Source organism: Streptomyces sp. NRRL B-3229 (genome assembly GCF_000719505.1).
GTDB lineage: Bacteria > Actinomycetota > Actinomycetes > Streptomycetales > Streptomycetaceae > Streptomyces > Streptomyces griseorubiginosus.
Map to the genome: position 1 here is coordinate 255,417 of NZ_JOGP01000007.1, position 25,836 is coordinate 281,252.

A 25,836-nucleotide genomic window follows, 5' to 3' on the forward strand; every position below is an offset into this window, starting at 1 on the left:
CGACTGCGGGTATTTCGTGGCTTGTCGCGCCCGCGCGGCGGTAGCCGCAAATCGATGCAGCCCCGCGCCCCTGACGAGCTACAGCAGGGCCTCGTTCAGCAGTGCTGCCCACTGAGCCACCACTCTGTCCCGTCGAGCCTCGTCGTCCGTCAGCAGGTTCGCCAGGCCCAGGCCCCTCGCCATGTCCAGAAGGCCCTGGACCGTTTCCCGGACGCCCGGCTTGGACTCGTCCGCGCCCAGTAGGTCTACGGCGATCCGGTGGGTCTCCCGGCCCACCCTCGCCTCCAACTCCGTCACCTGGGGGCGCAGTTGGTCTTCGTTGGAGGCTGCCACCCAGAGGTGCAGGGCGGCGCGGAAGAGGGGGCCGGTGTAGAGGTCGACGAGGGCGGAGATCACCGCTCGGCGGTCGTCCGCCGCGCCCTGCGGGAACAGGGCGCGCAGGGCTGTGGAGCGTTCCTCGGCCACGTACTCGACGGCCGCCGTGAAGAGGTCCTCGCGCGTCGGGAAGTGGTGCTGGGCGGCGCCTCGGGAGACTCCGGCGCGTTCGGCGACGACCGTGACCGTGGAGCCGGCCCAGCCGTGTTCGGCGAGACAGGACACGGCGGCCTCCAGGAGCCGCTGCCGGGTCGCGCGGCTGCGGTCCTGCTTGGGCTGCTTGGCCTCTTTGGGCGCGCGTTCCGCCCGGTCGCCGATCGTCGTCACACCGTCCATGAGGGATCCCGTCGTTCCAGGAAGGCCGTCATGCCCTCGCGCGCGTGCGGTGAGGCGAACAGCCGGGCCGAGAGCGCGGTCAGGGCGGCCGCGTCCCGGTCGAAGGTCTCCAGCACCCTAGCCGTGAGCAGCCGTTTCGTCTCCGCCAGGGCCTCGGGTGCGGACCGGCGCAACCCGTCGAGGACCGGTTCGAGTACGGCGTCCACGTCGTCGCCGGCCGCCGTCACCAGGCCGATGCGGGCCGCCTCGGCCGCGTCGAAGCGCTCTCCGGTGAGGTAGTGACGGGCCAGGGCGCGGGGGTCGGTGCGGGGCAGCAGGGTCAGGGAGATGACGGCGGGGGCGACTCCGATCCGTACCTCGGTGAAGGCGAACGTCGACTCCGTGGACGCGGCCGCGATGTCGCAGGCGGCGAGGAGGCCGAGGCCGCCCGCGCGGACGTGTCCGGTGACGCGGGCGACGACCGGTTTGCCGAGTTCGACGATCTGGCGCAGGAGACCGACCAGGGCGTCCGGGTGCGGGGGGTCCTTGAGGTCGGCGCCCGCCGAGAAGGTGGTGCCGGTGTGGGTGAGGACGATCGCGCGGACGTCGGGATCCTTGCCGCAGTCCGTGAGCGCGGCGGCCAGCTCCCCCACCAGGGCCGCCGACAGGGCGTTGCGGTTGTGCGGGGAGTCGAGGGTGAGGGTCTCGACGGCACGCGCGCGCGTGCGGGCGACGAGGGTCATGCGCGTTCCCTGAGCTGTCGTCGGAGGATCTTGCCGGAGGCGGCGCGGGGCACCCCGGCGATGAAGGTGACCCGGCGGACGCGTTTGTAGGGGGCGACGCGCTCGGCGACGTACATCATGACCTCGCTCTCGGAGAGCTCGCCGGCGGTGGGCCGGCGGACGACGTAGGCGTGCGGGACTTCGTTGCCGTCGTCGTCGTACACGCCGATGACGGCCGCGTCGGCGATGTCCGGGTGGGTGAGCAGGAGGGCCTCCAGTTCGGCGGGGGCCACCTGGAAGCCCTTGTACTTGATGAGTTCCTTGACCCGGTCGACGACGAACAGCCAGCCGTCGGCGTCGACATGGCCGACGTCCCCGGTGTGCAGCCAGCCGTCGGTGTCGATCATCGCGGCGGTGTCGTCGGGGCGGCCGAGGTAGCCCTTCATGACCTGCGGGCCGCGGATGAGGATCTCGCCGGGTTCGCCGACGGCGAGGTCCTTGCCGGGGTCGTCGAGGGAGACGATCCGCATCTCGGTGCCGGGGATGAGCTTGCCGACCGTCCCGGGCGGTGCCTCGCGCATGGCCGACAGGGGCACGACGTGGGTGCCGGGCGAGAGCTCGGTCATGCCGTACGCCTGGCCGACGGGCGGGAGTCCGAGCCGGGCCGAACAGGCGGCGGCGAGACGGGCGTCGAGCGGGGCGGCGGCGCTGACGATGTAGCGCAGGGACGAGAGGTCGTACTCCTCGATCAGCGGATGCTTGGCGAGGGCGAGGACGATCGGCGGGGCCACGTACAGGCCGGTGATGCGGTGGTTCTGGATGGCGGCGAGGAAGGTCTCCAGGTCGAAGCGGGGCAGGACGACGACGGAGGCGCCCTGGCGCAGGGGCGCGTTCATCAGGGCCGTGAGGCCGTAGATGTGGAAGAAGGGCAGGACCGCGAGGATGCGGTCCTCGGGGCCCGCCGACATCAGCGGTTCGAGCTGGGCGAGGTTGGTGGCGATCTGCCGGTGCGTGAGCATCACGCCCTTGGGGGTGCCGGTGGTGCCGGAGGAGTACGGCAGCACCGCCACGTCGGCCGCCGGGTCGATGTCGATGTGCGGCTCGGGGGCCGTCGAGGCCAGCATGTCGAACAGGGAGCGGTGCCCCGGGGCGCTGTCGCAGACGAAGATCTCCCTTAGGCCGCCCGCGAGTTCGGCGGCCCTGCGGGCGGTCTCCAGGAGCGGCGAGACGGTGACGATCCAGCGGGCGGCGGAGTCGGAGAGCTGCTTGGCGAACTCCTCGGGCGTGGACAGCGGGTGCACGGTCGTGACGGAGGCGCCCGCGCGCGTGGCGGCGTAGAACGCGGTGGGGAAGGCGATCGTGTTGGGGCTGTGCAGCGCGAGCACGTCCCCCTGGGCGACGCCCGCCTCCGCGAGGCCGGCCGCGACCCGGCGGTGGAACGTGTCGAGTTGTCCGTACGTGAGGGTGGTGCCGTCGGTGCCGTCGATCAGGGCGGGCGCGTCGGCGAACTCGGCGGCACGGGCCAACACGGCGTCGTGGATGGGCAGTTCTACGGGCTGGACGTCTGCGTACTCGCTGCGGAACACGGTTCCTCCAGGACGGCCTGATGCCGGGGCGGTCTGATGCCGGGTCGGCCTAGTACGACTTGGGCAGGCCCAGGGTCTGGTGGGAGACGTAGTTGAGGATCATCTCCCTGCTCACCGGCGCGATACGGGCCACGCGCGCGGCCGTGATCAGCGAGGCGATCCCGAACTCCTTGGTGAGGCCGTTGCCGCCGAGGGTGTGGACCGCCTGGTCCACGGCCTTCACACAGGCTTCCCCGGCCGCGTACTTCGCCATGTTGGCGGCCTCGCCCGCGCCCGCGTCGTCGCCGGCGTCGTAGAGGTGGGCCGCCTTCTGCGTCATCAGGCGGGCGAGTTCGAGATCGATGTGGGCCTGGGCGAGGGGGTGGGCGATGGCCTGGTGGGCGCCGATGGGGCTGTTCCAGACCGTGCGCTCCTTGGCGTAGGTGATCGCCCGGGAGAGCGCGTAGCGGCCCATGCCGATCGCGAAGGCGGCCGTCATGATGCGTTCGGGGTTGAGGCCGGCGAAGAGTTGCAGCAGGCCCGCGTCCTCGTCGCCCACGAGGGCGTCGGCGGGGAGGCGCACGTCGTCGAGCGTCAGCTCGAACTGCTTCTCCTGGGCGCTCAGTTCCATCTCGATCCAGCGCCTGCCGAAGCCCGGGGCGTCACGCGGGACGATGAACAGGCAGGGCTTCAGGCGGCCGGTACGGGAGTCCTCGGTGCGGCCGACTATGAGGGTGGCGTCGGCTATGTCGACGCCGGAGACGAAGACCTTGCGGCCGTTGAGCAGCCAGTCTCCGGTCTCCTGGTCGCGGCGGGCCGTGGTGGTGATGCGGTGGCTGTTGGAACCGGCGTCGGGTTCGGTGATGCCGAAGGCCATGGTGCGGGTGCCGTCGGCGAGGGCGGGGAGCCACTCCTGCTTCTGAGCCTCTGTGCCGAAACGGGCGATCACCGTGCCGCAGATGGCGGGGGACACGATCATCATCAGGAGGGGGGCGCCGGCGGCGCCGAGCTCTTCGAGGACGAGGGAGAGTTCGGCGATTCCGCCGCCGCCTCCGCCGTATGCCTCCGGCAGGTTGACGCCGAGGTAGCCGAGTTTTGCTGCCTCGGACCACAGAGCTTCTCGGTCGTAGTCGCGGCCGTGGCGTTTGCCGAGGGCGGCTACTGCTTGCCTCAGTGACTTGTGCTCATCGGTTTCGATCGTGGGCATGTGGCTCCTTCGTTGTGGCTGGTCGCGCTCGCGCGGCGGTAGCCGCAAATTGGCACAGTCCCGCGCCCCTAGGCAGGTTCAACAACCGCCAGCAGAGAGCCGACCGTTACCTGTTGGCCGACAACTGCATTCAGTTCGCTGAGCGTTCCCGCATGCGGTGCTGTGATCTTGTGTTCCATCTTCATGGCCTCCAGCCAGAGGAGGGGTTGGCCTGCCTCCACGGCGGAGCCCTCCCCCAGGCCGTCCGTGATCCGTACGACCGTTCCGGGCATGGGAGCCAGCAAGGACCCCGGGGCGAGCTGGGCCGTCGGGTCCGGGAAGCGGGGCAGGGCCCTCAGGGACGTGCGGCCCACGTACAGCCGGTCGCCGTACCTCGCCACCTCGAACTGCCTTCGCAGGCCGTCCGCTTCGAGTACGACCCCGCCCGCGTCCGCGTGCAGGACCCGCACTCCGTCCGCCTCCAGGCCCTTCCTCGTGTGCCGGTAACGGACCTCGTGCTCCTCGCCGGCCATCTCGTAGTGCTTGGTCTGGGGGGTCGAGGGGAGGTTGCGGAAGCCGCCGAAGCGGGAGCGGCCCACCGCGTCCGAGAGGGCGGCCGCCAGAGGGGCCAGCACGTCCACGGCCGGCTCTGTGAGTTCGGGCAGGTGACGGTCGTAGAAGCCCGTGTCCATGCGGGCCGTCGTGAACTCCTTGTGGCGCAGGGAGTTGACCAGCAGGTCCCGGTTGGTGGTCGGGCCGTGGAGCGTGGCCTGCTCCAGCGCGCCCGCCAGTTTGCGGACCGCCTCCGCTCGCGTGGGCGCGTGGGCGACGACCTTGGCGAGCATCGGGTCGTAGTGGACGGGGATCAGGTCGCCGCTCTCGTAGCCCGTGTCCAGGCGGACGGACGGGGGGACGGAGAGGCGGTGCAGGGTGCCCGTCTGCGGGGTCCAGTCCTTCGACGGGTCCTCGGCGTAGAGGCGGGCCTCGACGGCATGGCCACGCGCGCGTGGCGGCTCGTCGGGCAACGCGGACCCCTCCGCGATCCTGATCTGTTCCGCCACCAGGTCGAGGCCGAACACCGCCTCCGTGACCGGGTGTTCGACCTGGAGGCGGGTGTTCATCTCCAGGAAGTGGGCCCGGCCGTCGGCGACCAGGAACTCGACCGTGCCCGCGCCGACGTAGTCGACCGCGCGGGCCGCCCGGACCGCCAGGTCGTGCAGTTCCGCGGTGAGTTCGTCGGTCAGGCCGGGGGCGGGTGCCTCCTCGATCACCTTCTGGTGGCGGCGCTGGAGGGAGCAGTCGCGCGTGCCCAGGGCCCAGACCGTGCCGTGGGTGTCGGCGAGGATCTGGACCTCGACGTGGCGGCCGTCCTCGACGTACGGCTCGACGAAGACCTCGCCGTCGCCGAAGGCGCTCGCGGCTTCGGCGCGGGCGCTCTCCAGGGCGGCCGGCAGGTCCTCGGCGCGGCGCACGATCCGCATGCCGCGGCCCCCGCCGCCCGCCGCCGCCTTCACCAGCACCGGCAGGTCGGCGGCCGTGACGTCCTCCAGGGGCGCGATACCCATGAGGTCCTTCGCCCGTGTCTTGGACGCCATCGCCTCGATCGCGGCCGGGGGCGGGCCGATCCAGACCAGGCCCGCGGCCAGGACCGCCCTCGCGAAGTCGGCGTTCTCGGAGAGGAAGCCGTAGCCGGGGTGGACGGCGTCGGCGCCGGAGGCCACGGCCGCCTTCACGATCAGGTCGGCGCGCAGGTAGGTGTCGGCGGGGGCCGCGCCCGGGAGTCGTACGGCCGTGTCGGCCAGGCGCGTGTGGAGGGCGCTCGCGTCGGGGTCCGCGTACACGGCGACCGTATGGATGCCCGACTCGGCGCAGGTGCGGAAGATCCGGCAGGCGATCTCGCCCCGGTTGGCGACGAGCACAGAAGTGATCACTGGAGGTTCCTCACATCCGGAAGACGCCGAAGCCGCCACGGGCGCCCTCGTAGGGGGCGGTGTGGATCGCGGACAGGCACATGCCGAGGACGGTCCGGGTGTCTCGGGGGTCGATGACGCCGTCGTCGTAGAGGCGCCCTGACAGGAACATGGGCAGCGACTCGGACTCGATCTGCTGCTCCACCATGGCGCGCAGGGCCGCGTCGCCCTCTTCGTCGTACGGCAGCCCCTTCGCCGCCGCCGACTGGCGGGCGACGATGGAGAGCACGCCGGCGAGCTGCTGCGGGCCCATGACGGCCGACTTGGCGCTGGGCCAGGCGAAGAGGAAGCGGGGGTCGTAGGCGCGGCCGCACATGCCGTAGTGCCCGGCGCCGTAGGAGGCGCCCATGAGGACGGACAGGTGCGGGACCTTCGAGTTGCTGACCGCGTTGATCATCATCGCGCCGTGCTTGATGATGCCGCCCTGCTCGTACTCCTTGCCGACCATGTAGCCGGTGGTGTTGTGCAGGAAGAGCAGCGGGATGTCGCGCTGGTTCGCCAACTGGATGAACTGGGCGGCCTTTTGGGACTCCTCGGAGAAGAGGACGCCCTGGGCGTTGGCCAGGACGCCGATCGGATAGCCGTGCAGTGCCGCCCACCCTGTCACCAGGCTCGTGCCGTACAGGGGCTTGAACTCGTCGAAGTCGGAGGCGTCGACGATCCGGGCGATCACCTCGCGCGGGTCGAAGGGGGTGCGCAGGTCGCCGGGGACGATGCCGAGGAGTTCGTCCTGGTCGTACTTGGGCGGCTCGGCCGGTCCCGGATCGCCGTACGCCTTGCGGTGGTTGAGGCGGGCGACGACCCGGCGGGCCTGCCGGAGGGCGTCTCGCTCGTCGACGGCGTAGTGGTCCGCTAGGCCGGACACGCGCGCGTGCATCCCGGCGCCGCCGAGGGACTCGTCGTCGCTCTCCTCGCCGGTGGCCATCTTGACCAGGGGCGGCCCGCCGAGGAACACCTTGGCGCGCTCCTTGACCATGATCACGTGGTCGGACATGCCGGGGACGTACGCGCCGCCCGCCGTGGAGTTGCCGAAGACGACGGCGACGGTCGGGACACCGGCCGCCGACAGCCGGGTCAGGTCACGGAAGATGGCGCCCCCGGGGATGAAGATCTCCTTCTGGGACGGGAGATCCGCACCGCCGGACTCCACCAGGCTGATGCAGGGCAGCCGGTTGGCGAGGGCGATGTCGTTGGCGCGCAGGGCCTTCTTCAGCGACCACGGGTTGCTCGCGCCGCCCCGCACAGTCGGGTCGTTGGCGGTGATCAGGCACTCCACGCCCGCCACCACCCCGATCCCGGTGACGAGGGAGGCGCCGACGGTGTAGTCGCTGCCCCAGGCGGCCAGCGGGGACAGTTCGAGGAAGGGCGTGTCGGGGTCGAGGAGCAGCTCGATGCGCTCACGGGCGAGCAACTTGCCGCGTTTGCGGTGCCGTTCGACGTACTTCTCACCACCGCCGGCGAGCGCTTTGGCGTGCTCGGTGTCCAGGTCGGCGAGTTTGGCGAGCATGGCCTCGCGGTTCGCCCGGTGGTCGGGGCCGGTCGGGTCGAGGGTGGTCCGCAGGACGGTCACAGCAAGGCCTCCGGGATGTCCAGGTGGCGGGAGCGCAGCCATTCGCCGAGGGCCTTGGCCTGCGGGTCGAAGCGGTGCTGGGCGGCGACGCCCTCGCCGAGGATGCCCTCGACGACGAAGTTCAGGGCGCGCAGGTGGGGCAGGACGTGCCGGGTGACGGTCAACTTGGCTGTCTCCGGGAGGAGTTCGCGCAGCCGGTCCACGGTGAGGGTGTGGGCGAGCCACCGCCAGGCCGGGTCCGTCCGCACCCAGAGCCCGATGTTGGCGTTGCCGCCCTTGTCCCCGCTGCGGGCCCCCGCAACGAGGCCGAGAGGGGCTCGGGCGGTGGGACCTTCGCCGAGCGGCTCGGGAAGGGGCGGCGGAGGGACTTTTTCGAGTACGGCGGTCTCCTGGGCCGGCGCCACAGGGATCCGCCGGCCGTCGTGGAGGACGGCCACATGGTCCACGGCTCCATGGGGGACGTACACATCCTCGAAGACCCCATAGGGCGAGCCCTTCCCCGGTGGCGCCAGCACATGGAAACCGGGGTAGCTCGCCAGAGCCAGTTCTACGGCGGCTCCACTCAGCGCCCGTCCGACGGCCTCCTGGTCCGGGTCCCGGACGACCAGTCGCAGCAGGGCGCTCGCGGTCTCCTCGGTGTCGGCGTCGGGGCGGTCGGTGCGGGCCAGGTCCCAGCGCACGTCGGCGGCCTTGGCGAGGGCCGGTTCCAGTTGCTGCCGCACCAGGGCCGCCTTGGCCTCGATGTCGAGGCCGGTCAGGACGAAGGCGACCTCGTTGCGGAAGCCGCCGAGCCGGTTGAGGCCGACCTTGAGGGTGGGCGGCGGGGCCTCGCCGCGGACCCCGGAGATCCGGACCCGGTCGGGGCCGTCCTGGTCGAGCCGTACGGTGTCGAGGCGGGCGGTGACATCGGGTCCGGCGTACCGGGCGCCCTGCGTCTCGTAGAGGAGCTGGGCGGTGACCGTGCCGACATCCACGAAGCCGCCGGTGCCGGGGTGTTTGGTGAGGACGGCGGTGCCGTCCTCGTGGAGTTCGGCGAGGGGGAAGCCCGGCCTTCCGAGGTCGCGCCCGCCCTCGGTGAAGAACGCGTAGTTGCCGCCGGTGGCCTGGGTCCCGCACTCCAGGACATGGCCCGCGACGACCGCTCCCGCGAGGCGGTCGTACTCGCCCGGCCCCCAGCCGAAGTGGGCGGCGGCGGGCCCGGTGACCAGGGCCGCGTCCGTCACCCGGCCGGTCACGACCACGTCCGCGCCCTCGCGCAGACAGGCGGCGATGCCGAAGCCGCCGAGGTAGGCGTGCGCGGCCACGCTGCCGGGGTGGCGGGCGGTGAGGTCGTCGCCCTCGACGTGGGCGACCTTGACGTCCAGGCCGAGCCGGCCGGCCAACTCCCTGATGCGGGTGGCGAGTCCGGCGGGGTTCAGGCCGCCCGCGTTGGTGACGATCCGCACGCCGCGCTCGTGCGCGAGACCGAGGGATTCCTCGAGTTGGCGCAGGAAGGTACGGGCGTATCCGGCGCCGGGGTCCTTGAGCCGGTCCCGGCCCAGGATGAGCATGGTCAGCTCGGCGAGGTAGTCGCCGGTGAGGACGTCGAGTTCACCGCCGGTGAGCATCTCGCGGAGGGCGTCGAAGCGGTCGCCGTAGAAGCCGGAGGCGTTGCCTATGCGGAGGGGGGTCGCGCGGTGGGCGATCATGTGGCAGGGGCCTTTCGGTCGTCCCCAGGGGCAGCCGCGGAGGGAGTCATCCGGCCGCTCCCTCGGACCTGCGTTCCTTGGGTGCGCGTCCCTTTCCGGGCGGCCCCGCGAAGGCCTGGGCGATGTCGAGCCAGCGGTCGGCGTCCTCTCCCACGGCGGTCAGGGCGAGGTCGGCGCGGTGGGCTCGCTGGGTGACCAGGAGGCAGAGGTCGAGGGCGGGGCCGGTGACACGGTCGGTGGCGTTCTCTGGGCCGTGGACCCACAACTCGCCGCTCGGACTGGTGAGTTCGACGCGGAACTCCTCGAAGGGCGGGGTGAGGCCGTGCACGCCGAAGGAGAAGTCGCGGGTGCGGACGCCGAGGCGGACGATGTGCCGGATCCGGTCGGTGGGCTCCCGGGTCACGCCGAGCGCGTCCGCCACGTCCAGGCCGTGGGCCCAGGTCTCCATGAGACGGGCGGTGGCCATGGAGGCGGTGGACATGGGCGGGCCGTACCAGGGGAAGCGGGCCCCGTCGGGCGCGGCACGCAGCGCCTCCGCGAGGTCCTCCCGCCCGGCACGCCAGTACGCGAGCAGCCGGGCGGGCGGCTTGGCGGCCCCCTCCTCCGCACCGTTGTCGACGAAGTCCCCGGGGGCGGCGAGCGCCTTCTCGACCTCGCGGGAGAAGGCCTTGGGGTCGGTCACGGCGAGCAGGGAGGAGTGGTCGGTCCAGGCGAGGTGGGCGATCTGGTGGGCGACGGTCCAGCCGGGGGCGGGGGTCGCGAGCGCCCACTGCTCGGCGGTCAACTCGGCCACGAGCCGGTCGAGTTCGTCGCTCTCGGCACACAGGTCGTCGATGACGGGTGTGGGGTCTGCCATGGGGTGAGGATGGCAGCGCCCCGAGAAACAAGCAAGCGTGCTTGCATTTATTTTTCCGTGCACCGCGGGTTCCCCGGCACCGCGGGTGCTCCGGAGACCCGCACACCACGGTGCACCGAAAATAGCGCGCCCCCTCTCCCGCATCACCGGTACGGTCCCCCGGTGACCGAAGACGAGAACTACTTCCCGGAGTCCGTCGCGGCGACCTACGACGAGTCGTCGGCGGCGATGTTCACGCCGGAGGCGATCGACCCGGCCGTGGCGGTGCTGGCGGGGCTCGCCGGTGAGGGGCGGGCGCTGGAGCTGGGCATCGGGACCGGCCGGATCGCGCTGCCGCTGGCGGGGCGAGGGGTCGAGGTGCACGGCATCGAGCTGTCCCCGGCGATGGCGGACCGGCTGCGGGCCAAGCCCGGCGGCGAGGCGATCGGGGTGACGCTCGGGGACTTCGCGACGACCAGGGCGCCCGGCACGTTCTCGGTCGCCTACCTGGTCTTCAACACGATCATGAACCTGACCAGCCAGGACGCCCAGGTGGACTGCTTCCGCAATGTCGCGGCGCACCTTGAGCCCGGCGGCACCTTCGTCATCGAGGTGACGGTCCCCCAGTTGCGGAGACTTCCGCCCGGACAGAACGCCGTGCCCTTCCACGTCGGCGAGACCCGCCTGGGCTTCGACACCTACGACACCGCGACCCAGGCGATGGCCTCCCACCATGTCCGCGTCGTGGACGGCCGGGGCTCCTTCCGGTCGATCCCCTTCCGGTACGTGTGGCCCGCGGAACTCGACCTGATGGCCCGCCTGGCGGGCATGCGGCTGCGGGACCGGTGGGCGGACTGGAGCGGGGCTCCCTTCACAGCGGAGAGCGAGTCCCATGTGTCGGTGTGGGAGAAGACGGAGGGCTGACCGGCCGCCGCGCGGCACTCAACCAGCCCGAACCAACCCAACCCGGCTCAGCTCAGGTCGGCTCAGCTCAGGTCGACTCAGCTCACGGCAGAGTCCCCCGCGCCGCCTTCCCCCGCCCCACCTGCGTCCGCACCGCACCCATGCTCGCCGCGATCACCAGCGCGATGGCGAGTGCCTGGAGGGCGGACAGGGCCTGGTCGAGGATCAGGAAGCCCGCGAGGGCGGCGATGCCCGGTTCCAGGCTCATGAGGATCGCGAAGGTGGAGGCGGGCAGGCGGCGCAGGGCCAGGAGTTCCAGGGTGTAGGGCAGCACCGAGGACAGCACGGCGACCCCCGCGCCGAGGCCCACGGTCACCGGGTCGAGGAGCCGGGTGCCGGACCCCACCACGCCGAACGGCAGGAACGCCAGCGCGCCCACCGCCATCGCCAGGGCGAGCCCGTCGGCCTGCGGGAAACGGCGGCCGGTGCGCGCACTGAAGACGATGTACGCCGCCCACATGGCCCCCGCCGCCAGCGCGAACGCCACGCCGAGCGGGTCGAGGCCGCCGAAGTTCCCGCCGCCGAGGAGGAACACTCCGACGAGCGCGAGCCCGGCCCAGACGACGTTGACCGCCCGGCGGGAGGCGAGCACCGAGAGGGTGAGGGGTCCGAGGACCTCCAGGGTGACCGCGGGGCCGAGGGGGATGCGGTCGACGGCCTGGTAGAAGAGGCCGTTCATCGCGGCCATGGTGAGGCCGAAGACCACGACCGTCCCCCAGTCCGTGCGGGAGTGGCCGCGCAGCCGGGGCCGGCACACGACCAGCAGCACGATCGCGGCGGCCAGGAGCCGCAGGGTCACGACCCCGAGCGCGCCCGCCCTCGGCATGAGAGTCACGGCCAGCGCCGCACCGAACTGCACGGATACACCACCGGCGAGGACCAGGCCGACGGGACCGAGGGAGCCGAAGCGTCGGGGGCCGGCGCCGGGGGCTGCTGTGAGCGGGGGTGAGGACGGCAGGTCGGTGCTGGGGGTGGTCACGGGGACTTCCAGGAGGTCGATTCGAGACGGTCGTTCATCGTGATGCACTGTCGAGTCCAGGGTAGTGGACTTCGCCAGGTGCGTAAACCGGCTATACGACTGTCTCGACGGGTGACATCAGCGCCGCACCATGAACACGTCGACGGCGTCCTCGGACTCCACCGTGAAGCCGTGCCGTTCGTAGAGGCGGCGGGCCGCACTGCCCTGGAGGACGTCGAGGCGTACGGTCACGCCGGCCGCGTCGGTGCGGGCCAGCAGGGTGCGCAGGACCGCCGAGCCCAGGCCGCGTCCCTGCATGCCCGGGTCGATGAAGAAGTGCTCCAGCCAGTGCCCGTCCTCGGCCGGGCGCAGCGCGACACAGCCCGCGAAACGGCCCTCGGTCTCGATGACCGACAGATGCGCCGCGACGAAGGCGTCCCGGAACCGCTGCCGCACCCGCCGCTCGTCGAACCGCCCCAGCCGCTCCAGGTCGGGACGCATCACCACGGCCCGCAGCTCGGCGATCGGCTCGACGTCGTCCGGGGTCGCGGGACGCAGGGTCCAGCTGTACGTCTCCATGATCGAAGTCTCTCAGGGCGCGGGTGGGACAGCCCCGGCCTGCGACTCCCGGTCCAGCCCCTCCGCCAGCACCTCCGCCAGATGCCGCCCCCGCACCTGCGCCAGCTGCTCCAGCTGGGTCCGGCAGGAGAAGCCGTCCGCCAGGACCACCGTGTCCTCGGACGCCCCGCGCACCGACGGCAGCAGTTGTTCCTCGGCGCACGCCCGGGACACCTCGAAGTGCCCTTTCTCGAAGCCGAAGTTGCCCGCCAGGCCGCAGCAGCCGCCCGTCAACTCGCCGGTGAGGCCCGCCGCCTCGCGCAGCCGGCGGTCGGAGGCGTCCCCCAGTACCGCGTGCTGGTGACAGTGGGTCTGGCCGACGACCGGGCGGTTCAGGGCCGGTGGCCGCCAGTCGGGGGCGAGCCGTTCCAGCGCCTCCGCGAAGGTGAGGACGCGGGCGGCGAGACGGGCGGCGCGCGGGTCGTCGTGCAGCAGCTCGGGGAGGTCGGTGCGCAGGGCGGCGGCACAGCTCGGCTCCAGGACGACGAAGGCGGGCGGCTCCGTCACCTCGTCCAGCTCCGCCTCGTCCAGCCCCGTCGCCTCCCCCAGCCCCGTCGCCTCCCCCAGCCCCGTCGCCTCCCCCAGCTCCGCCTCCCCCAGCCCCGTCGCCTCCTCCAGCCCCGGCACCTGCTCCGAACCCGGCACCTCGTCCAGCTCAGGCAGCAGAAACGGCTCCACCAGGTCGAGCGTGCGGCGCAACACCGCGCGGGCCTGGTCCAGTTGGCCCGTCGAGAGGTACGTCAGCCCGCAGCAGGCGCGGTCGCGCGGGCGGCCCCAGGGTTGGGGCATGCCGACGCCCGCGACCTCGCCGTCCTCCGTCCGCGCCACCTTCCACGGCCGCCCCGGCAGTTCCAGGACCCCGATCCCGGCCGCCTCCAGCACCCGCACCGCCGCCCGGCCGACGTCCGGCGAGAGGTGCTCGGTGAAGGTGTCCGGCCACAGGTAGACCATTGTGCGGGGCAGTTCGGGTCTCCCGCCCTTCCGGGCCTCGGTCGTCCACTCCCGCATCCGCTCCCGCTCCCGCCGCCGCAGCCACCGGCCGAACGTCTCCGGAGCCAGCCGCGGGATCCGCCGCTCCGCCGCGATCCCGCCGAGCCGTTTCGCGACGGCGGCCAACGGCCGTACGGAGGCGAGGGAGTTGACCAGCCCAGCCAGCCGCAACCGGTCCACCCAGCGCAGCCACACCGGCAGCCGGCCCATGCTGTAGTGGGCGGCCGGGCGGCGGCGTCCGGCGTAGTGGTGGTGCAGGAACTCCGCCTTGTACGTGGCCATGTCGACCCCGACCGGGCAGTCGGACCGGCAGCCCTTGCAGGACAGGCACAGGTCGAGGGCGTCCCGCACCTGAGTCGACCGCCAGCCGTCGGTCACGAGTCCGCCGGCCTCGCCCGCGAGCATCTCGTGCAGCAGCCTCGCCCGGCCGCGCGTGGAGTGCTCCTCCTCCCCCGTGGCCCGGAAGGAAGGGCACATGACGGCGGGCCCGGAGACCGCTGTCGTACGGCATTTCGCGACCCCGACACAGCGTCGTACGGCCGCGGAGAAGTCACCGCCGTCGGCCGGGTAGCCGAAGGCGACGTCGACCGGCTTCCGGGGCAGGACGGAGAAACGGAGGTTCGCGTCGAGGGGGGCCGGGCGGACCAGAACGCCGGGGTTGAGGAGGTCGTCCGGGTCCCAGACGGCCTTCGCGCGCTCGAAGAGGGCGACCAGGTCGTCGCCGTACATCTTCGGGAGCAGTTCGGCGCGGGCCAGGCCGTCCCCGTGCTCCCCGGACAGCGAGCCGCCGTGCGCGACGACGAGCTCGGCGAGCTCCTCGGAGAAGCGCCGGAAGCGGGAGACACCCGCCCCGGTCAGCAGGTCGAAGTCGATGCGGACGTGGATGCAGCCGTCGCCGAAGTGGCCGTACGGCGTGCCGCGCAGGCCGTGGGAGCCGAGCAGGCGCCGGAAGTCCCGCAGGTAGGCGCCCAGGCGCCGCGGCGGCACCGCGCAGTCCTCCCAGCCGGGCCAGGCCTCGGACCCGTCTGGCATCCGGGTCGCCGTTCCGCTGGCGTCCTCGCGGATCCGCCACAGGGCCCGCTGACCGGCCGGGTCGGTCACCACGAGGGCGTCGAGGACGTCGGCGGCGCGCACGATCTGCTCCGCACGCGCGTGTGCCTCCGCCCCGGAGGTCCCGCCGGTCTCCACGAACAGCCACGCGCCGCCCCTGGGCAACGCGGCCGCCGAGGGCACCAGGTCGGCCGCCATCCCCTCCACGGTCAGGGGGTGGTGGGGCAGCAGTCCGGCGGCGGCCTCGGCGGCCGCTCCCTCGTCCACGTACCCGAGCACGGCGAGCGCACGCGCGCGGGGCGCCTCCACCAGCCGTACGACGGCCTCGGTGAGGACGCCGAGGGTGCCCTCGCTGCCGCAGAACGCGCGGGCGACGTCGGCCCGGTGCTCCGGAAGCAGGGCGTCCAGCGCGTAGCCGGAGATCCGGCGGGGCAGCTCGGGGAACCCGGTGCGCAGCCGCGCGAGCTCGCCGTCCACCAGCTCCCGCAGCCCCGTCGGTGCCCCGGCCCAGTCCTGGCCGAGCCGCAGCCGCTGCCCGCGCGCGGTGACGACGTCCAGCTCGCGCACACTGTCGGCGGTCGTCCCCCAGGCCACCGAGTGCGAGCCGCAGGAGTTGTTGCCGATCATCCCGCCGAGCGTGCAGCGGCTGTGGGTGGAGGGGTCGGGCCCGAAGCGCAGCCCGTGCGGGGCGGCCGCGTCCTGGAGCCGGTCCAGCACGAGCCCCGGCTGGACGACGGCGGTGCGCGTCTCGGGGTCGAGGGACACGACCCTGTTCATGTGCCGGGTGAAGTCGAGGACGACTCCGGTGCCGGTGGCCTGCCCGGCGATGGAGGTGCCGCCGCCGCGCGGCACGACGGGTACTCCGTGCGAGCGACAGACCTCCAGTACGGCGGCCACGTCGTCGGCGTCTCTCGGCGCGACCACGCCGAGGGGGACCCGCCGGTAGTTGGAGGCGTCCATGGTGGTCAGCGCCCGGGAGGTGACGTCGAAGCCGACGTCCCCCCGCACGGCCTTGCGCAGCGCGGTTTCCAGACCCGTCATGGGTCCACCCTCCCAGCCTCTCGGGCCCGTCCGCCCTCCCGGCCCCTCGGGCACGGACGTCTCAGCCGACGGACGAGGTTTCCACCAGGTTTCCCCCAGCCGCTAACCTCGGTCCGTGGCTGAGATCCAGATTCCCGCTGACATCAAGCCCGCCGACGGACGTTTCGGCGCGGGCCCCTCCAAGGTGCGGGTCGAGGCGCTCGACGCCCTCGCCGCGACCGGTACGTCCCTGCTCGGGACGTCCCACCGCCAGGCCCCGGTGAAGAACCTGGTCGGCCAGGTGCGTGAGGGCATCTCCGAGCTGTTCTCGCTGCCCGAGGGCTACGAGGTCGTCCTCGGCAACGGCGGCTCGACCGCGTTCTGGGACGTGGCGACGCACGGGCTGATCGAGAACAAGTCGCAGCACCTGAACTTCGGCGAGTTCTCGTCGAAGTTCGCGAAGGCGTCCAAGCTCGCGCCCTGGCTGGCCGAGCCCACCGTCATCGCCTCCGACCCGGGCACGCACCCCGAGCCGCAGGCCGAGGCGGGCGTCGACGTGTACGCCTTCACCCACAACGAGACCTCGACGGGTGTCGCCGCCCCGGTCAAGCGGGTCGCGGGCGCGGACGACGGGGCACTGGTCCTGGTCGACGCGACGAGCGGCGCCGGCGGTCTCCCGGTGGACGTGTCGGAGACGGACGTCTACTACTTCGCCCCGCAGAAGTCCTTCGCCTCCGACGGCGGCCTGTGGATCGGCGTGTTCTCCCCTGCCGCGATCGAGCGCGCCGAGCGGATCCACGCGTCGGGCCGCCACGTCCCGGAGTTCTTCAGCCTCCCCACGGCGATCGACAACTCCCGCAAGAACCAGACGTACAACACCCCGGCCCTCGCCACCCTCTTCCTGCTGAACCAGCAGCTGGAGTGGATCAACGGCCAGGGCGGTCTGGCCTGGTCGACGGCCCGTACGAAGGACTCCTCGACGCGGCTGTACGGCTGGGCGGAGGAGTCCAAGCACGCGACGCCGTTCGTCACCGACCCGGCCAAGCGCTCCCAGGTCATCGGCACGATCGACTTCTCCGACGAGATCGACGCCGCCGCGATCGCCAAGGTCCTGCGCGCCAACGGCATCGTCGACACCGAGCCCTACCGCAAGCTCGGCCGCAACCAGCTCCGCGTCGCGATGTTCCCGGCGATCGACCCGGCGGACGTCGAGGCCCTGACGAAGTGCATCGACTACGTCATCGAGAAGCTCTGATCACTTCGGTACGACAGTGAAGGGCGCCCGGAGAACACCGGGCGCCCTTCGTCGTGCGTCAGCTCATGCTCAGCCGCGGAAGCCGAGCAGCTGGTGCAGCTCGTCGCCGCCCCGGGCCGCCGTGGCCGGCGTGGAGGCGCCGGTCAGGGCCGACGCCGTGGCCGGCTGGGCCGCCGACGGCTTCGGGTCGGGGAGCTTCTTGCAGACCGCGTCGGCGGTGCCGTGGCCGCGGGGGACCGTGCCGTCGGTCAGGTACTTGGCGAGGTACTTGTCGAGGCAGGCGTTGCCGCTCAGGGAGATGCCGTGGTTGCCGCCGCCCTGCTCGACGACCAGGCTGGAGTGCTTGAGCAGGCGGTGGACGGTGACGCCGCCCTGGTACGGGGTGGCCGCGTCGTCCGTCGCCTGGAACAGGAGCACCGGCGGGAGCTTGGAGTTGGCGACGTTCACCGGCTTCAGGGTCTTCGTGGGCCAGAACGCGCACGGCGCGTTGTACCAGGCGTTGCTCCAGGCCATGAAGGGAGCCTTCTTGTAGACGGCCCAGTTGTCCTTCTGCCACTGCTTCCAGTCGCGCGGCCAGGAGGCGTCACGGCACTGCACGGCGGTGTAGATGCTGTAGCCGTTGTCACCGGAGGCGTCGATCGCGGCGAGGTTCTCGTACGCCTCGACCAGCGGGGCGGCGTTCTTGTCGTTCACGTACGCGGCGAACGCCTTGGCCAGGTCGGGCCAGTAGCCGTTGTAGTAGCCGCCCGGGATGAAGGTGTCCTCCAGCTCGGCCGCGCCCACCTTGCCGCCGGCCGGCGTCTTCGCCAACTCGGCCTGCATCGCGTACCACTTGGCCTCGATCTTGGCCGGGTCGGTACCGAGCTTGTACGTGGAGTCGTACTTCGCGATCCACGCCATCAGGGCCTTCTGGCGGGCGTCGAACGCGTAGTCCTGCGAGATGTTGGCGTCGTACCAGACCCCGTCGGGGTCGACGATCGAGTCCAGCACCAGGCGGCGCACGTTGCCCGGGAAGAGCTTCGCGTAGACCTGGCCCAGGTAGGTGCCGTACGAGTAGCCGAAGTAGTTGATCTTCTTCGCGCCGAGGGACTTGCGGATCGAGTCCATGTCCTTAACGGCGTTGATGGTGTTGATGTACGGCAGCACGCTCGCGTACTTGCGGCCGCAGGCGGCGGCGAAGGACTTGGCGCGCTCCAGGTTGGCCTTCTCGATCGCGGGCGTCTTCGGGACGCTCGCGGGCCGCACCGGGTTGAAGTAGCCCGGCTTGCAGTCGAGGGCGGGCGAACTCTTGCCGACGCCGCGCGGGTCGAAGCCGATGACGTCGTACTGGGACGCGACCGCCTTGGGCAGGCTCCCGGCGACGAATCCGGCGAGGCCGAGACCGCTGCCGCCGGGGCCGCCCGGGTTGACCAGCAGCGGGCCCTGGTACTTCTTCGCGGTGTGCGGGACCCGGGACAGGGCCAGGGTGATCTGCCGCCCCTTGGGGTGGGCGTAGTCCAGCGGCACCTTCACCGAACCGCACTGGAGCGTCGGGGAGTTCTCGGTACCGCACTTCTTCCAGCTGACCTTCGCCGCCGACAGGGCGGGGGACGCGGTGAGGGACGTACCGGCCTCGGCGGGGACGGCCGTGACGGCCCCCGCCAGGACGACCGTCGCACCGCACAGCACAAGAGCGCTTCTTCTCATAGGAGCGCATCCTGTCGAAGAAACTGTCGATTATGAACCGCGTGTGCGAAATTTTTGAATCTCCTGTGATTCAGTAGGACTTCCAGCGTCCTTCGGAGACCACCTCCACGACGCCGTCCACCACCTTGATGGCCGTCTGGTCGTCGATCGCGTACGCCGGACCACCGATCCCGGCCGCCCAACGTTCCGCGTCGGCCGTGGTGTTGTCGGGGCAGGCCGGGTGATCCAGGTGCGGGAAGACGGAGAAGTCGACCAGACCCAGCGCGCTGTCGCCACCGGTGGACGGCTTCCAGCCCACGAAGTGGTCCCCGATGCGCGGGGTCAGCACCATGCTCCCGGCGCTGAATCCCACGTAGACCAGGTCGGGCAGTGAGGGCAGGAGTTCGGCCAGTCCGGACTCCCGCATCCAGTGGCTCAGGTAGAGCGCGTCACCGCCGTTGACCAGGAGGACGTCCGCCCTGCGGACCCAGGAGACCCAGTGCTCCTTCTCGATGCTGGGCAGGGCGGTGAGTTCCAGGACGCCCACCGACTTCCAGCCCAGCCCGGTCATGGGGCAGTGGGACTGTCCGCTGACGAACCGCCACGGGCCGCCCGGATCGGCGTCGGGGGCGCCGTAGCCCGCGGTGGGGACGCACAGGGCGTCCGCCTCGGCGATCGGCTTGCCCAGAAGGCCGACGAGCGCGTCCCGGATGCTGTCGTTGGTGACGCCGGAGTCGGTGAGGAGAAGCTTCATGATGTCCTTCCGCACATCACAGGGTGCCGGGGCCCCCGGGCCGCACCCCTCGGCCCGGCGCGACCATCAGCGCGGTGACATAGGCATTCAACCGTTCCTCCACCGGCCGGGTGGTCAACTCCGAACTCCCCGCTTCCCGCCACGCGTAGCCGGCCGGCCGGCCGAGGGCGCCCAGTAGCCAGTACCGAGCGCCCCCACCCCTCACGCAGCCGTGCAGCTCACACTCGGCACACCCCCGCCCCCCGGCGCCGCCCCGAACCCGAAGCTCGCCGAACCGCCCGCCGGGACCGACCCGTTGTGCGCGGCGTTCGTCGCCGTCACCGTCGCGCCGGTCTGGGTGTACGACGCGTTCCACATGGAGGTGACCTTCTGCGCACCCGGCCAGGTCCAGGTCACCTTCCAGGACGACAGTGCCGTCGAGCCCGAATTGGTCACCTTGACCTCGGCGTTGAAGCCGCTGCCCCAGTCGCTGCTCACCGCGTAGGAGGCGGTGCAGGCGGCCGTGCCGCCACCCGGGTCACCGGGGCCCCCCGGACCGCCGCCCGAGCCCGGGAAGCCCGGCGCCTTCACGCTCGCCAGGTAGCTGTCCTTCACGGTGTCCACGGTCTGCCAGTCGTCCTTCAGGATTCCGCCCGTGTCACCGGAGTTGGGGTTCCACGACCAGAAGGTCCAGTGGAAGGAGTCGGCGCCGTACGTCGACGTCGGGCGGAGGTAGGACACCAGTGCCGCCAGCCATTTCTGGTCCACGGTCGAGGTCAGCGTGGTGCCGAACTCGCCCACCCACACCGGCGCGATGTTCTGCTTGAAGATGTAGCCCCAGTACTTGTCCCAGATCCCCGGCATGTTGGCGGGGAACGACGGATCGCTGAACCAGCTCTGCTGGGCCACGCTCGTCGCGTAGTCGTGGGCCGAGTACACGACCCGGTTGGCCACGCTCAGCTGCACCGGGTACTGCGCGACCCCCATGAGGTTGCCGCCCCACCAGCCCGAGACGCCGTTGACGGTCTGGACCCCCTCGACGAAGATCAGCAGGTTGGGGTTGACCCCCAGCACCGCGTTCCCGGCCCGCTGGGCCGCGAGCCGCCAGTCCGTGGCGGTGTCCCCGCATCCCCAACAGGCGGGATCGTGGGGCTCGTTGTGAAGATCGATGCCTACGACGGTGTCCTGGCCCTGGTAACGCGCCGCCAGCGCCTTGAGGTTGGCGATCCAGGTCGACTCCGGGACCGCGGCCGTGTACCAGAGCGCCGACTGGCCCGCGGAGTCCGGGCGGTGCCGGTCGAGGATGACCTTGAGGCCGTCCTGGCCGGCGTACGACACCAGCTTGTCCAGGACGCCGAGGGAGGTGAGGCCCTGGAGGTCGGCGTTCTTGCCGCCGGAGAAGTCGATGCTGTTGGGGACGGTGCCCGGCTTGAGGATGTCGTCGCTGTACGGGATGCGGAGCGTGTTGTAGCCCAGCGACTTCATCTGGTCGATCATGGACTTGTAGTCGCGGGACCAGAGGCCGTGGACGACGCGGTTGGAGGTCTCGAAGCCGAACCAGTTGATCCCGGCGATGCGGACCGGCTGCCCGGACGCGTCCAGGATCTGCCGGCCGCTGGTGTGCCAGTAGCCGGCACCGGCGTCGGCCTTCGCCTCGGCGGCGTGCGCCGTCTGCGCTCCGGCCAGGAGCGGCACCACGAGCGCCGCCGCACACAGCACTCTTCGCAAGCTGCGGAACATGTCGCTGCTTCCTCTCAAAGGGGCCCGGAACGGATGGGAGCGCTCCCATCGCCCTGTACCTCCATGGAAGTCAGGTCACATGAACACGTCAAGACGCGTGACGCCACGTCCTCAGCTTCCGGAACGGGCGCACCGCCGACGGCGCACGGCGGTCCTGGCGGCCGCCCGGCGAAAGGGGGGCTCAGGAGCTGCGCCGGAACAGCCGCCGGAGCCCGAAGAGGAGGGCGACGGCTCCCAGGGCGAGGGCGCCGATCTTGATCGTGCCGTTCGAGTCCCCGCCGCCGTCGCTTCCCGAGGCCGCGGAACTCCCGCCTCCCGAGGGCGAGTCGGACCCGGAGCCCCTGGGCGCGTCCTGCGCCTCCACCTCGCTGTTCGCGCCCTCCATGCCGAGGAGCAGCTTGGTCCCGTCGGGCGAGTAGGAGACCGACTCGCCCTGTCCGAGGGGAACGCTGAGTCGCCCCTTCTTCTTGAGGTCGCCGCCGTTCCAGTCGTACCAGAGGCCGCCGAAGTACCCGCGTACGACGAGCTGTTCGCCGTTCGGTGAGAACGTGGCGTCGGTCGCCCACAGGTCGATCGGCGCGGTGGGCCGGAAGAGGTTGGTGCCCTTCGGGGAGAGTTCGGCCGGCCCCTCGTACAGGTGGCCGCCGTCCTCCTGCTTGTCGATGATGTAGACCCGTCCGGTCTTGGGGTGGACGACCATCGACTCGGCGTCCCGGGATCCGTCCGAGTACTTCACGACGTACTGCGTGGCCTTGACGGTCTGGTCCTTCAACTCCTTCGGCTCGGGGAGCTTGTAGATCCAGACGTAGGGCCAGGTGACCCCGTCGTTGTCCCCGATGTCGCCGACCCAGATCTCGTTGCCGGGCCCGATCGCGATGGCCTCGACGTCCCGCGGGGTGCCGACCCCGGTCATGGTGACCCGGGCGACCGTCCTGCCGGTGGCGCTGTCGACGGCGTAGAGGTAGGCGCCGGTGTCCTGGTCGTTGTGGGTCCAGTAGATGCCGGGGTGCTGGTGGGAGGCGGCGAGCCCGCTGGACTCGGTGATCCGGGGATCGCTGATGGTGAACCCCTTGTCCCCCTTCCCGCCCCCGTCGTCAGCGGAGGCGGGCACGACGGCGGGCAGGCTGAAGGCGCCCACGAGCAGGATCCCGGCGAGCAGGGCGAAGGGTCGAGGCATGCCCCAAGCCTGCCATTCGGCAGCGCCGGGCTGGGGCGGGGTGGGGCGGGGGGGGTGCGAGTTTCGGGTGCGGGTTCGGTGGGGGCGGGCGTTTTTGCGCAGTTCCCCGCGCCCCTGGGGGCCTGCGGCGGCCCGTTGCGGTCCGGTGGGGGCCTGTGTAGCGCGTGCGGGTGCGTTGTCGGTCGGTGCCGGGGTGGGGGGTGTCCGTCCTCGGTCCGGCGGCTCGGTCTCTTGAGCAGTTCTCGGTTCCGGACGCCGGCCGCTGCGGGCGGACCCGCACCCGGCACCCCCACAGGCGCCCGGCCAAAGCCCAGCGCAGCGGCCGCGTGGGGTTCTTCACAGTACGGATGGACCCAAGAGCTGTTACCCGCTGGTAAGAATCACCGATGATGGGCGCATGCTGCGATTCATGCCCGTCGGCGATTCCATGACCATCGGCAGCGCGGGCGAGCACACCTGGCGGTACCGGATGTGGCAGCACCTGCGTGACACCTACGGCGGCCCCTTCACCCTCGTCGGTCCGCGCGAGACGCTGTACGACAAGGCGGCCGACGCGCCCACGTCGTACGCGTACGCCGATCCCGACTTCCCCCGGTCCCACCTCGCCGGCTGGGGCGAGGGCTGGCAGCACATGGCACCGCTGATCGGCGAGGCGGTGCGCGGTCAACGGGCCGACGTGCTCCTGGTGTCCCTGGGCCTGATCGACCTCGGGTTCTACACCAACGCGGACCAGACCACGGAGAACGTACGGGCCTTCGTCGCCGAGGCCCGCCGCGCGAACCCCCGGATCCGCATGGTCGTCCTCCCGGTGATCCCCAACGTCCGGGCGCAGACGGACCCCCCGTTCGCCGAGCAGGTCACCCGCTTCAACGAGCTCCTGGCCAAGACGATCGCGGACCTGGACGAACCCCGCTCCCCCCTGCTCCGGGCCACCCCTCCCCCGTCGTACGACATCGCTCACGACACCTACGACGGCACCCACCCGAACGCACGCGGCGAGCACAAGGTCGCCGCGGCCTTCGCCGACGCGATGCACCAGGCGTGGGACCTGGGCGAGCCGTACCGGACGGCCGACTGACGGACGACCGGCGGGAACAGGCGGGAGATTGGGAATACCCGTCCGCCCCAAGGCCGTTGAAGGCGCCGCCCCATCCCCGTGAGGAAGTGCGGTGAGCCCGTGATGAAGGCGGTCCGGTTCCACGAGTACGGCGGTGTCGACGTGCTGCGGGTCGAGGAGGTGGAGCGGCCCTCGCCCGGGGCCGGACAGGTGCTGGTGGAGGTGCGGGCGGCCGGGATCCAGCCCGGTGAGGTGATGATCCGCGAGGGCGCCCGGCACGACCGCTGGCCGGCGACCTTCCCCTCCGGCCAGGGCAGCGACCTGGCCGGGGTGGTGGTGGAGACGGGCCCGCACGTGCGGGGGTTCGCGGTGGGTGACGAGGTGCTGGGCTTCACCCACCGGCGGGCCAGCCACGCCGAGTACGTGGCCGTCGACGACGTGAACCTGGTCGCGCGCCCGGCCGGGCTCTCCTGGGAGGTGGCCGGGTCGCTGTACGTGGCCGGTACGACCGCGTACGCGAGCGTGTTCGCGGTGGACCCCGCGCCGGGCGACACGGTCGTGGTGTCCGGTGCGGCGGGCGGGGTCGGCTCGCTCGCGGTGCAGCTCGCGCGGCGACGCGGCGCCACGGTGATCGGGCTGGCGAGCCCGCGCAACCACGACTGGCTGAAGGAACGGGGGGTCGTGCCGGTCGCGTACGGGGAGGGAGTGGCCGAGCGGGTCCGGGAGGCCGCGGGCGGACGGGTCGACGCGTTCATCGACACGTACGGCGAGGGGTATGTGCGGCTGGCCGTGGAACTGGGTGTCCAGCCCTCCCGCATCAACACGATCCGCGACTGGCGTACGGCGGCGGAGGTCGGCGCGCGCACCTACGGCGAGGGTTCGGCGGCCTGCGCGGTCGTCGTCGGCGAACTGGCCCGGCTGGCCGCGCGCGGGGAGCTGACGGTGCCGGTGGCCCGCGTCCACCCGCTGGCGGAGGTTCAGGACGCCTACCGCGACCTGGAGCGGGGCCACACCCACGGCAAGATCGTGCTTCGGCCGTAAACGTGTCCTGGTCACCGTGCGTATCGTTGTACTGCGCGGCTGCACTCTTCCGTGGGGCAGCCGGGGAGGAGCGCCACGATGACCGTCCTTGAAGACAGGATCGCGATGGCCGAGAGCGACAACACGAGCACCCTCGACGAGATGTTCGAGCGGCTCGAGACGATGCCCGTCCCCGAGGGATACAAGGTCGAGATCGTCGAGGGGACCGTCTACATGTCGCCGCAGCGGGACACCCACTGGGAGATCATCCTGGACATCGTCGAGCAGCTGCGGACCAAGTACCCGCGGAAGCGCGTGAAGTCGGACGTGCGCATCGACTACCCGGGGCACCTCAACGGATTCGCGACCGATGTGACGGTGATGACCGAAGGCGCCGTCAAGACGGAGAGCGGCCACTGGTCCTACGAGGACGTCGAGTTCGTCGCCGAGGTGATCTCCAAGGGCACCGCGGCCAACGACTACGGCCCGAAGAAGGCCGCCTACGCCACGGCCGAAGTCCCCGTCTACGTCATCGCGGACCCGTACCAGGGGCGGTGCCACATCTACACCGACCCCAAGGGGAGCGACTACGAGGTCGAGACCAAGGTGGCCTTCGGCAAGGACGTGGACCTGACCGCCACCCCCCTCGGCCTCACCCTCAAAACGGATGAGTTCCCCCGCGACTGACTGACAGAATCGCGGCATGGCGATCATCCACAACACCACCCTCAAGCCCACCAAGCTCGAACTGCTCACCACGTGGCTGCCCACCCGCCCGTGGTACGCCGGTTCCGGCACACCGGAGCTGACCAAGGCCGGCGGGTTCCGGCTGGACGACCCGGAGGGCGAGGTCGGGATCGAGTTCATGGTGGCGCTCGACACCTCCGGCCCCGAGCCCGTCGCCTACCACGTCCCCCTCACCTACCGCGCCGCCCCGCTCCCCGGCGCGGACCAGGCCCTCGTCGGCACCATGGAACACGGCGTGCTGGGCCCCCGCTGGGCCTACGACGGCGTCCACGACCCGGTCCTGCGCACCGAACTCCTCGCCCTGTTCGAGGGCCGCGCCCAGGCCATGGCCCAGAGCATCAGCGACACCCCGGACCACGAGGTGGCCCACTCCTGGACCGGCTCCGCCCTCCCCACCGGCCCCGCCGAGATCACCGAGGACCGGGACGGCACCGACGTCACCCTCACGGACGGCACCGTCCTCCACATCCACCGGACCCTGTCCCCCACGCCCCCCGACGGAACGTCCGGCCAGATCTCCACCACCTGGAAGGCCTCGAACGGCACCGACCCCCGCACGGTGTTCGCAAGCCTGCGCACTCCCTGAGAACCCTTGCCTAGAGCGCACTCCACGCCGT

21 protein-coding genes are annotated in these 25,836 nt (G+C 71.6%); 6 read left to right on the plus strand and 15 right to left on the minus strand.

The window, feature by feature from the left end; translation table 11 throughout:
* Positions 1-78 precede the first annotated feature (78 nt).
* From IF54_RS0113060 to IF54_RS0113095, 8 genes are all read right to left on the minus strand, one after another.
* Positions 79-711 (minus strand): TetR/AcrR family transcriptional regulator, encoded by a 633-nt coding sequence (locus tag IF54_RS0113060; protein WP_030317840.1) that lies wholly within the window; start codon positions 709-711, stop codon positions 79-81.
* Positions 699-1,433, minus strand: coding sequence for an enoyl-CoA hydratase family protein (locus IF54_RS0113065; RefSeq protein WP_030317842.1), 735 nt, complete (start codon positions 1,431-1,433; stop codon positions 699-701). The genes IF54_RS0113060 and IF54_RS0113065 overlap by 13 nt, the downstream gene beginning before the upstream one ends.
* Positions 1,430-2,998 carry a 4-coumarate--CoA ligase family protein gene (locus tag IF54_RS0113070; RefSeq protein ID WP_030317843.1) on the minus strand — a complete coding sequence of 523 codons (1,569 nt, stop codon included), beginning with the start codon at positions 2,996-2,998 and terminating at the stop codon, positions 1,430-1,432. Before IF54_RS0113070 ends, IF54_RS0113065 begins: the two co-directional genes overlap by 4 nt.
* Positions 2,999-3,047: 49 nt before the next feature.
* Positions 3,048-4,184 (minus strand): acyl-CoA dehydrogenase family protein, encoded by a 1,137-nt coding sequence (locus tag IF54_RS0113075; RefSeq protein WP_030317844.1) that lies wholly within the window; start codon positions 4,182-4,184, stop codon positions 3,048-3,050.
* A gap of 68 nt (positions 4,185-4,252) precedes the next feature.
* Positions 4,253-6,094, minus strand: coding sequence for an acetyl/propionyl/methylcrotonyl-CoA carboxylase subunit alpha (locus IF54_RS0113080; RefSeq protein ID WP_030317847.1), 1,842 nt, complete (start codon positions 6,092-6,094; stop codon positions 4,253-4,255).
* 10 nt (positions 6,095-6,104) lie between these two features.
* On the minus strand, positions 6,105-7,703 hold the full coding sequence (locus IF54_RS0113085) for an acyl-CoA carboxylase subunit beta (RefSeq protein ID WP_030317849.1): 1,599 nt from the start codon (positions 7,701-7,703) through the stop codon (positions 6,105-6,107).
* Positions 7,700-9,391, minus strand: a complete 1,692-nt coding sequence (locus IF54_RS0113090; protein WP_030317852.1) for an acyclic terpene utilization AtuA family protein — start codon at positions 9,389-9,391, stop codon at positions 7,700-7,702. The genes IF54_RS0113085 and IF54_RS0113090 overlap by 4 nt, the downstream gene beginning before the upstream one ends.
* A gap of 46 nt (positions 9,392-9,437) precedes the next feature.
* Entirely contained in the window at positions 9,438-10,247 is an 810-nt protein-coding gene (locus IF54_RS0113095) for a TIGR03084 family metal-binding protein (protein WP_030317854.1), read from the minus strand.
* A gap of 162 nt (positions 10,248-10,409) precedes the next feature.
* Here IF54_RS0113095 and IF54_RS0113100 point away from each other — a divergent pair, with 162 nt between their 5' ends.
* The gene (locus IF54_RS0113100) at positions 10,410-11,150 is read left to right on the plus strand and encodes a class I SAM-dependent DNA methyltransferase (protein WP_030317855.1); all 741 of its coding nucleotides are present in this window, start codon (positions 10,410-10,412) and stop codon (positions 11,148-11,150) included.
* An 82-nt stretch (positions 11,151-11,232) separates the two neighbouring features.
* Here the strand turns inward: IF54_RS0113100 and IF54_RS0113105 are convergent, their stop codons facing one another.
* The 3 genes from IF54_RS0113105 to IF54_RS39575 form a co-directional block, all read right to left on the minus strand.
* A complete protein-coding gene (locus IF54_RS0113105; protein WP_030317857.1) occupies positions 11,233-12,168 on the minus strand; it encodes an EamA family transporter in 936 nt (311 codons plus the stop codon).
* Between the two features lie 117 nt (positions 12,169-12,285).
* Positions 12,286-12,726, minus strand: a complete 441-nt coding sequence (locus IF54_RS0113110; protein ID WP_030317861.1) for a GNAT family N-acetyltransferase — start codon at positions 12,724-12,726, stop codon at positions 12,286-12,288.
* Positions 12,727-12,738: 12 nt separating this feature from the next.
* Positions 12,739-15,846, minus strand: a complete 3,108-nt coding sequence (locus IF54_RS39575; protein WP_037819904.1) for an FAD-binding and (Fe-S)-binding domain-containing protein — start codon at positions 15,844-15,846, stop codon at positions 12,739-12,741.
* 115 nt (positions 15,847-15,961) lie between these two features.
* Between IF54_RS39575 and serC the strand changes: the two genes are divergently transcribed.
* The gene (gene serC / locus IF54_RS0113120; protein ID WP_030317865.1) at positions 15,962-17,080 is read left to right on the plus strand and encodes a phosphoserine transaminase; all 1,119 of its coding nucleotides are present in this window, start codon (positions 15,962-15,964) and stop codon (positions 17,078-17,080) included.
* Between the two features lie 69 nt (positions 17,081-17,149).
* Here the strand turns inward: serC and IF54_RS0113125 are convergent, their stop codons facing one another.
* The 4 genes from IF54_RS0113125 to IF54_RS0113140 form a co-directional block, all read right to left on the minus strand.
* Entirely contained in the window at positions 17,150-18,766 is a 1,617-nt protein-coding gene (locus IF54_RS0113125) for an alpha/beta hydrolase (RefSeq protein ID WP_030317868.1), read from the minus strand.
* Positions 18,767-18,836: 70 nt separating this feature from the next.
* Positions 18,837-19,499 (minus strand): Type 1 glutamine amidotransferase-like domain-containing protein, encoded by a 663-nt coding sequence (locus IF54_RS0113130; RefSeq protein ID WP_030317870.1) that lies wholly within the window; start codon positions 19,497-19,499, stop codon positions 18,837-18,839.
* Positions 19,500-19,700: 201 nt separating this feature from the next.
* Positions 19,701-21,218 carry a cellulase family glycosylhydrolase gene (locus tag IF54_RS0113135; protein WP_030317872.1) on the minus strand — a complete coding sequence of 506 codons (1,518 nt, stop codon included), beginning with the start codon at positions 21,216-21,218 and terminating at the stop codon, positions 19,701-19,703.
* Positions 21,219-21,399: 181 nt separating this feature from the next.
* Positions 21,400-22,395: a hypothetical protein gene (locus tag IF54_RS0113140; RefSeq protein ID WP_030317874.1), complete on the minus strand. Its 996-nt coding sequence runs from the start codon at positions 22,393-22,395 to the stop codon at positions 21,400-21,402.
* Between the two features lie 397 nt (positions 22,396-22,792).
* Between IF54_RS0113140 and IF54_RS0113145 the strand changes: the two genes are divergently transcribed.
* From IF54_RS0113145 to IF54_RS0113160, 4 genes are all read left to right on the plus strand, one after another.
* The gene (locus IF54_RS0113145) at positions 22,793-23,473 is read left to right on the plus strand and encodes a GDSL-type esterase/lipase family protein (RefSeq protein ID WP_030317876.1); all 681 of its coding nucleotides are present in this window, start codon (positions 22,793-22,795) and stop codon (positions 23,471-23,473) included.
* Between the two features lie 102 nt (positions 23,474-23,575).
* Positions 23,576-24,493 (plus strand): NADP-dependent oxidoreductase, encoded by a 918-nt coding sequence (locus IF54_RS0113150; RefSeq protein WP_030317878.1) that lies wholly within the window; start codon positions 23,576-23,578, stop codon positions 24,491-24,493.
* Between the two features lie 78 nt (positions 24,494-24,571).
* Entirely contained in the window at positions 24,572-25,159 is a 588-nt protein-coding gene (locus IF54_RS0113155; protein WP_030317880.1) for a Uma2 family endonuclease, read from the plus strand.
* Positions 25,160-25,175: 16 nt separating this feature from the next.
* Complete coding sequence (locus tag IF54_RS0113160) at positions 25,176-25,805, plus strand: maltokinase N-terminal cap-like domain-containing protein (protein WP_030317882.1); 630 nt, start codon at positions 25,176-25,178, stop codon at positions 25,803-25,805.
* Positions 25,806-25,836 lie beyond the last annotated feature (31 nt).

What these genes read in the sequence shown, in the direction of transcription:
- IF54_RS0113140 (WP_030317874.1), bottom strand. Translation starts at nt 22,395, where the DNA reads ATGCCTCGACCCTTCGCCCTGCTCGCCGGGATCCTGCTCGTGGGCGCC.
- IF54_RS0113150 (WP_030317878.1), top strand. Translation starts at nt 23,576, where the DNA reads ATGAAGGCGGTCCGGTTCCACGAGTACGGCGGTGTCGACGTGCTGCGG.
- IF54_RS0113135 (WP_030317872.1), bottom strand. Translation starts at nt 21,218, where the DNA reads ATGTTCCGCAGCTTGCGAAGAGTGCTGTGTGCGGCGGCGCTCGTGGTG.
- IF54_RS0113130 (WP_030317870.1), bottom strand. Translation starts at nt 19,499, where the DNA reads ATGAAGCTTCTCCTCACCGACTCCGGCGTCACCAACGACAGCATCCGG.
- IF54_RS39575 (WP_037819904.1), bottom strand. Translation starts at nt 15,846, where the DNA reads ATGACGGGTCTGGAAACCGCGCTGCGCAAGGCCGTGCGGGGGGACGTC.
- IF54_RS0113145 (WP_030317876.1), top strand. Translation starts at nt 22,793, where the DNA reads ATGCTGCGATTCATGCCCGTCGGCGATTCCATGACCATCGGCAGCGCG.
- IF54_RS0113065 (WP_030317842.1), bottom strand. Translation starts at nt 1,433, where the DNA reads ATGACCCTCGTCGCCCGCACGCGCGCGCGTGCCGTCGAGACCCTCACC.
- IF54_RS0113090 (WP_030317852.1), bottom strand. Translation starts at nt 9,391, where the DNA reads ATGATCGCCCACCGCGCGACCCCCCTCCGCATAGGCAACGCCTCCGGC.
- IF54_RS0113110 (WP_030317861.1), bottom strand. Translation starts at nt 12,726, where the DNA reads ATGGAGACGTACAGCTGGACCCTGCGTCCCGCGACCCCGGACGACGTC.
- IF54_RS0113075 (WP_030317844.1), bottom strand. Translation starts at nt 4,184, where the DNA reads ATGCCCACGATCGAAACCGATGAGCACAAGTCACTGAGGCAAGCAGTA.
- IF54_RS0113125 (WP_030317868.1), bottom strand. Translation starts at nt 18,766, where the DNA reads ATGAGAAGAAGCGCTCTTGTGCTGTGCGGTGCGACGGTCGTCCTGGCG.
- IF54_RS0113095 (WP_030317854.1), bottom strand. Translation starts at nt 10,247, where the DNA reads ATGGCAGACCCCACACCCGTCATCGACGACCTGTGTGCCGAGAGCGAC.
- IF54_RS0113155 (WP_030317880.1), top strand. Translation starts at nt 24,572, where the DNA reads ATGACCGTCCTTGAAGACAGGATCGCGATGGCCGAGAGCGACAACACG.
- IF54_RS0113160 (WP_030317882.1), top strand. Translation starts at nt 25,176, where the DNA reads ATGGCGATCATCCACAACACCACCCTCAAGCCCACCAAGCTCGAACTG.
- IF54_RS0113060 (WP_030317840.1), bottom strand. Translation starts at nt 711, where the DNA reads ATGGACGGTGTGACGACGATCGGCGACCGGGCGGAACGCGCGCCCAAA.